Origin of the sequence: Massilia scottii (assembly GCF_030846495.1) — a bacterium.
GTDB classification, from domain to species: Bacteria; Pseudomonadota; Gammaproteobacteria; order Burkholderiales; family Burkholderiaceae_D; genus Telluria_A; species Telluria_A violaceinigra.
Genome location: NZ_JAVCWM010000002.1, coordinates 299577 through 309839, shown reverse-complemented (window position 1 = coordinate 309839; position 10263 = coordinate 299577). Strand labels below are relative to the sequence as shown.

Here is a 10263-nt window from a genome sequence, read left to right as displayed (position 1 = left end):
GCGGTCCTATCTCTCGAAAAACTGATGCCGGGTGATCAGCGGCTGCGCGCGAGGCAGCTCACATACACGTCGCAAAGGTGTTTGATGGTGCGGATGTCGGTGATCATCACGTCCTCGTCCTGGAACGGGTCGACGCCGAACTCTTCTTCCAGATTGGCGATCAGGCCGGCCACCATCATTGAAGAGAAGCCGAGCTCGTCCACGATTTCGGTGTCGTCCTTCAATGCGGGCAGGCTCAGGCTGCGTTCCTCGGCAATCTTGCGGATGACCTTTTCGATCTCAGCCTTCACGTTCACATCGTTCACTTCGCTACTCATCATGCAAATCTCCTGTTCAGACTGTTAGGCCGCCGTCGACGACGAGGGTTTGACCGGTTACGAAACTTGATGCATCGGAAAGTAAAAACTTGACCACGGATGCCACGTCGTCAACCCGGCCCAGGCGCGCCAGCGGCGTTTGCCTTACCAGGCGGGCCTTCTGGGCCTCGGTCAGGTCGGACGTCATGTCCGTTTCCATGAAGCCGGGCGCAACCGAGTTGACGCGGATGCCGACCGGCCCCAGTTCCTTGGCCATGCTGCGGGTGAGGCCGTCGAGGGCGGCCTTGGTGGCGCTGTACGCCGCCACGCCCTTGAAGCCGCGCACGCCGACCACCGACGACACGTTGAGAATCACGCCGAACTGGCCGACCATCATTTGCTTGACGCACGCTTGCGCCAGGTTGATGGCGCCTTCCAGGTTGACCCGGATCATCTGCGCCACGTCCTTGCTCTTCATCATCGTCAGCAAGCCTTCATGCGCCATGCCGGCGCTGTTGACGAGGTAGCCCACGCGGCCGAGCTTGTCTTTCACGCGGCGCAGATAGCCGCCCAGCTGGCCGTCGTCGCAGATGTCGAGCGCTTCCCAGTACAGCCTGCCTTCACTGCGCATGAGCAATTCGTCCAGTTCGGGCGTGCTCTTGCGGCTGAAAGTGGCCACGTGATAGCCGTCCGCCAGCAGGCTCTTGCAAATGGCGAAACCCAAACCCTTGCTGCCGCCGCTGACGACGGCGACTTTCTTTGCCAATTCCGACATGGTCATGCTCCGTGTGTGGTTGTTGCAGGTAATGGCTTATCCAGGCGAATCTTCTTGAAGCGGGCGCCGACCAGGCTGTCGTCATTGCCGATGGTGATGAAGCCAGGCACCTTGAACGGCGCCAGGTGGCGCTGGCAGTGCTCGATGACGCGCTTTTTGAAGACAGCGGCATCCTCGGCGCTGTCCAGCAGAAACTCGGCCCAGACCATCTGCCCCACCACCGGGCTTTTCTTTGCCCGCACCAGCACGTCCTTGACGTTGTCGATGGTGAGAAGAAAACTTTCGATCTCGATCGGGAAGACTTTCTCGCCGGCGACATTGATGATTTCCGACTCGCGGCCCAGGATGTGCACATACTCGCCATCGACCTCGACCCGGTCGCCGGTGTTGTACCAACCGTCCGCATCGAACGGGCTGGGCGCATTCAGGTAGCCCAGCATGGCTTGTTCGCTCTTGATCCACAGCACGCCCTCGCGCACCTGCACCTCGAAACCATCGCCGCCGATCTTCATCCATTTCGACGCCGAATCCTTCGATTTGGTGGCCAGGATGCCGAGCTCGGACAAGCCGTAGGTTTGCTTGAGCACCACGCCAGGCAGCGCGCCGTGCAGGCTGGCCAAGGTGGACGCCGGCATCGCCTCGGTGCCGTAGGTAATTACCCTCAAGGAAGACAGATCGTAGTGCCGGTGCACGCCCGACATCAGCAGCATGGTCAGGAACGATGGCGTGGTCGGCAGCAGCTCGACACGGTAGGTGTCGATGCAGGCGCAGATATCCTTGGCCTGGCGCGATGCGCAGGTGACGATGGTGCCGCCGTTGAAGATGACCGAAAACAGCGTGTTCAGGCCGCCGATGTGATCGAGTTTGAGGAACAGCAAGGTACGGAACGATTCGCGCACCTTGCCGTGGAACTTTTGCGTCATGCGTTCGTAGTCCAGCAGCACGGCCTTGCCCTTGCCGGTGCTGCCCGAGGTAAAGATGACGAAGCCGGGCCGGCCAGCCGCCACCATCGGTTCGAGCAAGCCATGCAGCGGCCCCGGCGCGAGGTCGCGGCAACTGGTGGTGGCCGGGGTAATTTCGCCTGCGGCCGGCACCGTCACCAGCTTGGTGGCGCACACGGTGACCAGACGCTCGTCGAACAGGCTGCGGTCGTCTTCCGACAGGGGAATGACGATGCAGCCGGCCTCCACCAGCGCCTGCAGCAGCGCCACCACATCGATGTGATAGTGCGAGACCAGCCCTACCCGGTCGCCCGCCACCACATCCCATTGCGCAACGGCGACGCGCCACTGCGCCACCTTGCCGAGGAAGTCCGCATAGGTGACTTCGCCCGATTCATTGATGGCGATCAATCGTTGACCGAACTGTTCCAATCGTTCGCTTATCCAGCTCATCGCCGTCGTCCTCACTTGGCCAGGCCTTCATCGATAAAATCCAGGCGCGCGTTGCGGTACTTTTCCTGGCGCAGCAGCTTGGGGTTGTCGAACGTCAGCATCTTGTGGATTTCGCCCGGCGCACCCAGGTTCAGCAGGAACTTGGGAAAGGCGCCGCTCATGTCCATGTCATTGACGAATTCCACCTTGATGTTGCCGTCGCCCACCGGCGTGTAGCGCCACACGTTGTGCACGTGCGAAAGGCGCACGCAGCAGTCGTTCGGGGCGATCTTGTTCGGCACGGCGATGTTTTCCAGCGTCAGCACCTTGGTCGTGGGGTCCTGGGTCAATTGGCCCTGCAGCAAGATTTCGCGCGGCGAGAATGGCCCCGGCATGCCCAGCGTCCACATGGTCACGTTGCTCTGGGTTTTAGGTTCCCACTGCTGAAGAATTTTGTAGCTCAGGCAGCTCGGTACCCATTTGGCGCAGTCTTCCTGGATGCTGGTGTCGAGCAAGGGCGCCAGGTGATTGCTGAGGGTAAATTCCTTCGTCTGCATCACTGCCCGGATCTTGAGCATGGCCGCGCCCGGCGCCTTGAGCGTGTAGACCTGGGTGCCGCCCTCGTCGATCTTCAGTTCCCATTGATTCGAACCGGACATCGTCCACAGCCAGTTGGCAATGAAACTGAGGGTGATCAGGGACATCAGACCCAGCAAGGTGTTCTTCAGGTAACGCCGCAGTCTGGACGGGCCTGCCTTGCGGGACGCCGCCGGAATGACGGGCTCGACCATCGGTGTGGTGATTTGCGCTTGCATGTTTTCTCCAGTTGGGTTTAGTCGGCGGACAGTTCTTGGATGTTGGCGAGGCGCGCATCACGGTATTTCGCCATGTTCATGAGGCCTTGCATACCGAGCAGGATTTCGTGCGTGCCGTAGGTCAGCGCCGGGTTCGCCAGGAAGTAAGGCAAGCCACCGATGTCGGTGTCCTGCATGAATTCGATGTCGAGTTCGCCGTTTTTCAGCGGCGTCAGGGTCCAGTGGTTGTGCAGGTGGGTAATGCGCACGCAGCATTCGTCGCGTGGAATCCGGTTGGGCGCTGCGATGATGTTGATGTCGAGCTTCTTGGTGGCCGGGTCCTGCACGTGCTCCTGCATCAGCACGTATTCGCGCGTCTTGAGGCCCGGAATGTCGAACTTGAACTGCACGAAAGCCGCGTATTGATTGGGGAAGGTCGCGATCGGTTGGATCACCTTGGCGTCGTAGCACTTGGCGTCGACGCAGCTTTCCAGGTCTTCCAGCAGCTTGACCATGCCCGACAGGCTCGATTTGATGCGCGTGGTCGCCTTGATCCGCACCAGGTCGGTGCCGGGCGTCTTCATCGTCCACACCTGCACGCCTTCCTTGTCGAGTGCCAGCTCCCATTGGTTCGAGCCGGAGCGGTTCCAGAGCACGTGCGACAGCGCCAGGATCACGGCCAGCGCCAGGAAACCGACCAGGGCGTAGCGAACGAATTTGCGTTTCCGCTTGGGGGTGGCCGTCGGCGCGGCGGCCGGGCTGAAGTCTTGCGTTGGTGTCAACGTTTGCATTGTGGCTCCGTGGTGGTCAATGAAATAGGTGTGCCCGAACCGCTTACATCGCGTTCAGGAGATGCTTGGAGAGATACCGGCCCATGCTGACCAGGGTCACCGTGGGCGTGCCGCGCATGTCGTCGGGAATCACCGATCCGTCGCACACGTGCAGGTTGCGAAATTGCGTTTCCAGCTTGTGGTCGACGTGCTCGCCGATGCTGACCAGGCCCCCTACCCTGCCGGCGGCGGTCAGGCCGAAGTCGACGATGTGCTCGGCGCCGGCCTGCTTGAGGATGCGGATGGCGGCATCCTTGCCCTTGTTCAGCCTGGCGATGTCTTCGTTGTCGAAGTCCTTGAAGAAGCGGCCATCTTCCTTCAGCCGTCCGCTCAGCTTGTCCTTGACCTTGACGCCGATGCCGATGCAGTCGGAAAAGCCCATCAGATGGCGCAGTTTCATGCCGCCGAGCATCATCGGCCGGTGCAGGGATTGGGGAATGTTGGCGTCGCCCAGTTCGATGCCGTCTTCATACTCGCAGCCCATGCTGCCGACAAAACCGCTGCTGGCATTGAGGCCCGGAATCAGGCCGTAGATGGCGTAACCGGGGTTGCAGTAAAAGCCGCGCTGCCCGATGCCCTGCACGCCGCTGTCGCGCAGCAGCTTCGGCGTGGCCAGTTCGCCCGCCGCCACGACGATTTTTGTGCCGAAGGCGCGTTTGACCTCGGAGGCGAACATGCTCTTCTTGATCCGGTATTCGACCCCGACGGCCACGTTGTCTTCGATGATGATGGACAGGACGGTGGCGCGGTTGATCAGCGTCGCGCCGTCGGCCACGGCGTCTTCCACGTAGCTTTTGGCTTTCCATTTGGCGTCGTACGAATAACCGGCGCCGCACTTGGTCAAATCGACCAGCATGTCGTTCTTTTTCCAGGTGTGGCCGAGCGCATTGGCACTGTCGCGCAGTTTGATGGCCTGCGATCCGAGCAGCGAATCGGGCAAGGGAGCAATCGGCAATTCCTTGCGCACCGCGTCCAGTTCCTTTGACAGATCGATGCCGACGTTGCGGAATGTTTCCTCCTGCGGGTAGTTGACGACCCCGAAATACAGGCTGGTGGAGCCGCCGGTCGTCAGCGCCCGCACCGTCGACAGTTTGTCGTCGCCCAGGAAAACCTGGTTGGCGATGCTGGCGATGCCCATGAAGGTTTCCCTCAAGGCCGCATCGGCTCCCCGTTCGAGGATCAGCACCTTTTTCTTTTGCCTGCTCAGTTCCCTGGCAATGGTCGCTCCGCAGGTTCCCGAGCCGATTACGATGGCATCGAATTCATTTTCTTCTTGGATCTTCATGTGTTTCCCTGGAGAGAATTGCGCCGTTTAAAATTGATACTGAACCCTGAACACGATCTGATCGCGCTGCCGGAACGTCACCAGCTGGCTCTTTACGTGCTGCGCATCGATCAGGTGGGCATCGATGCTGAACGTGGTGTTGTCGTTCCATTTGTACGATGTACGCAGGGACGACTGAATGCTCGAATACGGCCGCGAGCGGATCGTCAGCCAGTTCACCGACAGGTTGTCGTTCAAGAACAGGAAGTTCGCATTCAACACCAGCGAATTGCCGTTTTTCGGAATGCCCATGATCCGGTCGTTCCACGCGCGCACATGGCTATTCACCGCTTCCAGGCCAATCGTGTTCGACTGCCCCAGGGCGTACGTCACGCCGAGCGAGGAATCGACCATGTCGCGGTCCATCAACTGGCCGTTCATGTCGGCAAAGTCCTTCGGCGTCTTGTAGCCGACTTCACCCTTCACCAGAAAATGCCCGCGCGTGTAATTGAAGGTCACCCCGGCCAGGCGCGTGCGCTGTTTGGAGCGCAACAGCTCCATGTCGCCCGCGGCGTTCATGCCGCTCACGCGCACGCCGTAGTTGTTGTCGATCAGGCTGGCGGCCATGAAGCTGATGTCGCTCTTGCCGAAGGTTTTCTTCCAGCGCATGCCGAATTCATGGTCTTTCGCGTCCGTTTTCTCATCGGCGATCGATACCGTGCCGTTGAACGGATAGGTGTCGTAGGCCGAACGCGGGGCCGCATACTGGTTGAATTTGGGCTTGGGCACATAAAAGAAGCTCAAGTCCCCGTAGCTGGTGAAGTGGTCCACGCTCACCATCATCTGGCCGATACGCGATTCCTCCAGCGGCACCAGGAACAGTTCCGAGTAATTGCGCGGACTGACTTCATCGGTAATCGCCCCCGCTTCCGATTCGCCCCAGATGATTTTCTGGATGCCGACCTTGACGCTGGTCTGCCCGCCGGCCGCGCTGTACTGCAAAAACGCTTCCGGCGTCGTGGTTTCGAACAGGGTGCTGCGCTTGTCGGCGCGCGCGCGGTGGTCTTTTTTCCAGAACCCGTTCAGTTTCGAATCGAGCTGCAGGTAAAAACTGTCGAGGAAAAACCTGGAATACTCCAGGCGGAACCAGCTGCGGTTATTCACTACCTCCTTGTTCCCCCGCACCAGGTAGGCGCCCTGGTGGCCCAGGGTAGTGCGCAAGGCTTTGGTTGCCGGATTGGCTTTGTCGCCCCCCGACAGATCGATGTTTTCGGATTGCACCGCCTCCGCGGCGCTCGTTGCATCCTGTGCCAGCGCCACGGAACCGATGGCGAGGCCGCAGGCCAGATAAGCTAATCGACAATGAACTATCATTGAGCACCGAGCCTATTTGGCCAGTCGGGCGCGGTACTCGGCGAGGCTGCGCTCGCGGAAGGCGAAATCGGTCAGGCCACGCTGGCTGAGGAAGTCGTCCGGCACTTCGGTGTTATGGCGCATGGCCATGTAGTCCATCTGGCTCACGCGCGACGACGAGCGGTTGTTGATGACGACCTTGAGCATCACGTTCACGCCATCGATGTTCCTGATGTCGGTCTGGGTGCGCTGTTTGTGAATCTTGCCGTTGCGGTAAAGGTCTTCTTTCAGCGGCAAATGGGTTTCCTTGTCGATCCACGAAATCACCTTGCCGTAGCTGGTCTTGCGGCCCTTTTCCTCGGTCGGCATCATTTCGATGACCCACGCCGGACGGTTCTGGTAATTGGTCTCTTCCAGGATCTTGTAGGTGTATTCGTAGATCTTGCGGGCCTCGGGATTCTCGGTGGTTTCGACCGAGAACTCGGAGCCGAACACGCTGCCGGCATCGTCGTCGCTGGCAATGACGCGATTGACCTTGCCCAGCGCCGGCAGATACAGCCAGTTATCGTTGTCGCGGTTACGTTCGCCGTATTCGTAGACCAGCAGGCTGGTGCCCTTGTCGCTGATCGGCTCGCGCACGATCAACAGCGATTTATCGTTGTACTTGCCGTCGACGACAGCGCCCTTCTTGATATTCTCGGCAACGACGACGCGCGGCTTTTCCGAGCATTTCACATTCCCGCCAACCAGCATGTACTTGCAGGTCGTGATCTTCACGCTGGCCAGCTGGGTGGAATAGGCGGTGCGGGTCGCGTGATCGACCTTGGCCATGATCGCATCGGCCGATTCGGCGGTTGCTGCCATCACGGGTGCCAGCGGAACGATTGCGGCGGCCAACAGGATGACGGGCAGATTCTTCTTGATGAATTTCATACAGTCCTCTTGATTCGGTATCGATGGGTCGGTGCGGTCAGTCGGCGCTGGCCGGTGCCAGCTCCGGTGCGACGAGTGCGGACGGTGCGGCATCCCGGGTGCTGAATTTCAGCTTGAATACCAGGATCATCGCGGGAAGGAAAAACAGGTCGTTCAGCAGGCCGATCAGGATCGCCATCGAACCGAACAGCCCCAGATTGGCCATGCCGGTACCGGAAGCGAATGCCATCACGCCGAAGCCCAGGCCCAGGATCATGGTGGTAAAGACGATCGACTGGCCGGTATCGGTAATGGTGGTATGCAGCGCGCGCCGGATGTTCCCGTCGATGATCACCTCGTTGCGGTAGCGCATGATGAAATGCACCGTATCGTCGACCGCGATACCGATAATGATCGGCGCGATCATCATGGTCGTGATGTCCAGCGGCTTGCCGAGCAGGCCAAGGGCGCCGTAGGCCAGGATGGCCGGAATCAGGTTGGGAATAAGCGCGATGGCGCCCGCTTTTACGGAACCGAACAGCATCAGCAAAATCACGCTGATGAGAATCAGCGCCAGCCCGAAACTTTGCAGTTCGGAGCGGGTCAGGTAATCGGCGCCCTGCATCATCAGCGCCAGCACGCCGGTAATCGACACTTCGGCAGTCGGATATTTGCCGCGCAAGGTACCCACGGACTGGTTGATATCCTTGCGCATCGCCTCCCAGGTTTTCGCATACTCGTAGGAGCCGGCGTTATACAGGCGCACGCTGATGTGCGATTTGTCGAAGTTATCCGATACCAGCTTGCGGCGGTCGTCCGGATTGGACTGGTTGAACAGGAACAGCGTCTGCGATACCGTCGCCTCCTTGTCGGGAATGATGTACATCTCTTCCCTGCCCTCGTTCAGGGTTTTGTACGAGTGCTTGACCGTATCGACCAGGGACGTGGTCTTGACCACCAGATGGCCGTATTTTCCCTCGATGGTGCGCTGCAGCTGCTCCACCGTCCGCAGCACGAACGGGTCGTGGAAGGCGTTGTCCTTGCCCAGGTCGAGGAAGATTTCCATGCTCTGCGCGCCCATCATGTTCTGGTCCACCACCTGCACATTGCGGCGGATGGGCGAATCGAGCGGGAACGAACCGACAGGATCGGTGTCTACCTTGGTCAGCATGGAGCCGTACACGCAGACGGCGAACAGCGACACGAACATGGCAATAAAGGTCACCGGGCGCTTTTCGACGACCGGCAGCACTTTGTCGAGTTGGCGCGCCACAAAACCGGCGAAGTTGGGAATCAGGCGTCCGACGGCCGCGGCCAACCCTGCCCGGGGCGTCTGGCCGGCGTATGTCGGCGCCCAGATATCGAGCATCAGCGGCAGCAGATACACCGAGAACATGAACGGCAGCGCCACGCCCAGGGCGCACATCAGGGCGAACACCTTGATCGGCACCACCGGCGTGACGCTCAGCGCCAGCACCGCCACGATGTTAATCACGCTGGTCAGCAGGCAGGCGACGGCCACATGGCGAAAGCCGGTGCGCAGCGCGGCGGCGTGGTCCTTGCCCTCCTTGCGGGCCGACAAATAGCCTGCCAGCACGTGCACCGTATCGGCCACCCCTACCGCCAGGGTCAGCATCACCGCGATCATCACGAACGAGGTAATAGGCAAGCCGAGCCAGGCGGTGATGCCGGTCATCCAGATCACGCTGAGGACGACGATCACGACCGGCCACACCACGGCGCTCAGCGAGCGGAACAGGAACCACAGCAGCAAGGTGATGATGCACAGGGCCGCCACATTGAGCATCCCCATTTCCATGACCATCGCCCAGTTGAACTCGGCCATCGCGGTACTACCCACCGGGAAGTACTCGAAATGCTGCGCGTATGCCGGCTTGTGCAGCACGCTTTTGACCGCATCCATCAGCGCAATGTAGTCGGGCATGTCGGTCGGCTTGAACCTGGGCCGGTGCTCCATGGCCACGGCGCCCGGGTCGTCGAACTTCAGCTCGGAAAACGCCAGGTCGGACGTAGCCCCCGCCGACACCACCGGAATTGCGCCGAAGTTGGTTTCGACCATGATGCCGCCGTACTTGTTGTCTTTCGAGAAATACAGCAGCGGGAAGCTTTTCTGCGACAGGGCGACCTTGCGGATTTCGTCGAGCTCGGCCTGGGTGCCTGGTACGGTATTGCCCACCAGCTTTTTCGAGATCAGCGCGTCCTGTTCGGCCCGCAGGACCGGCGCATTGATCAGCGAAGTGACCTTGACCACGTGGTTCAGCGGCGAACTGTCGCCTTCCTTGACTGCCGCAACCTTGGCCGCGAGCTCGTCCTGCATCGCCTTGAGGGTCTTGAGCGAGGCTTCGGAGAACACATTGCCGTCTTTCGGCTTGTAGACGATATACAGATGGTCGTCGCTGCCGAACTCGTGATGGAACCAGTCGAAGGCGACGATGGTCGGGTCGTCCGCCTCGAACCAGCCTTCGATCGAGGCATCGAACTTGGCCCGGCCCAGGCCCGCGAACATGAAAGCCGTCGCCAGCACGAAGAACAGCCAGACGACATATTTACGCTTCCTGAGCTGGTCGGGAACGTTCCCGAAGTAAGCAATCAGGGTGTTCATCAAACGCTTCATCGATCTCTCCAAGAGTGTTGAACCAGACGCC

The 10263-nt window shown here is 60.1% G+C and carries 9 protein-coding genes; all 9 read right to left on the bottom strand.

Annotation, left to right across the window (positions count from 1 at the left end; all coding sequences use genetic code 11):
* Positions 1-35: 35 nt before the first annotated feature.
* The 9 genes from RBA41_RS03620 to RBA41_RS03580 are packed head-to-tail and all read right to left on the bottom strand — an operon-like array spanning position 36 to position 10232.
* On the bottom strand, positions 36-320 hold the full coding sequence (locus RBA41_RS03620) for an acyl carrier protein (protein WP_306621122.1): 285 nt from the start codon (positions 318-320) through the stop codon (positions 36-38).
* 13 nt (positions 321-333) lie between these two features.
* On the bottom strand, positions 334-1071 hold the full coding sequence (locus RBA41_RS03615) for an SDR family NAD(P)-dependent oxidoreductase (protein ID WP_306621120.1): 738 nt from the start codon (positions 1069-1071) through the stop codon (positions 334-336).
* Positions 1072-1073: 2 nt separating this feature from the next.
* The gene (locus tag RBA41_RS03610; RefSeq protein ID WP_306621118.1) at positions 1074-2465 is read right to left on the bottom strand and encodes an ANL family adenylate-forming protein; all 1392 of its coding nucleotides are present in this window, start codon (positions 2463-2465) and stop codon (positions 1074-1076) included.
* An 11-nt stretch (positions 2466-2476) separates the two neighbouring features.
* Positions 2477-3259 carry an SRPBCC family protein gene (locus RBA41_RS03605; RefSeq protein WP_306621116.1) on the bottom strand — a complete coding sequence of 261 codons (783 nt, stop codon included), beginning with the start codon at positions 3257-3259 and terminating at the stop codon, positions 2477-2479.
* 17 nt (positions 3260-3276) lie between these two features.
* Entirely contained in the window at positions 3277-4029 is a 753-nt protein-coding gene (locus RBA41_RS03600) for an SRPBCC family protein (RefSeq protein ID WP_306621114.1), read from the bottom strand.
* Positions 4030-4072: 43 nt separating this feature from the next.
* On the bottom strand, positions 4073-5353 hold the full coding sequence (locus RBA41_RS03595) for a GMC family oxidoreductase N-terminal domain-containing protein (protein WP_306621112.1): 1281 nt from the start codon (positions 5351-5353) through the stop codon (positions 4073-4075).
* Between the two features lie 27 nt (positions 5354-5380).
* Positions 5381-6706: a DUF1302 family protein gene (locus RBA41_RS03590; RefSeq protein ID WP_306621110.1), complete on the bottom strand. Its 1326-nt coding sequence runs from the start codon at positions 6704-6706 to the stop codon at positions 5381-5383.
* 12 nt (positions 6707-6718) lie between these two features.
* The gene (locus RBA41_RS03585; protein WP_306621108.1) at positions 6719-7618 is read right to left on the bottom strand and encodes an outer membrane lipoprotein-sorting protein; all 900 of its coding nucleotides are present in this window, start codon (positions 7616-7618) and stop codon (positions 6719-6721) included.
* 37 nt (positions 7619-7655) lie between these two features.
* The gene (locus tag RBA41_RS03580) at positions 7656-10232 is read right to left on the bottom strand and encodes an efflux RND transporter permease subunit (RefSeq protein ID WP_306621106.1); all 2577 of its coding nucleotides are present in this window, start codon (positions 10230-10232) and stop codon (positions 7656-7658) included.
* Between the last annotated feature and the right edge of the window lie 31 nt (positions 10233-10263).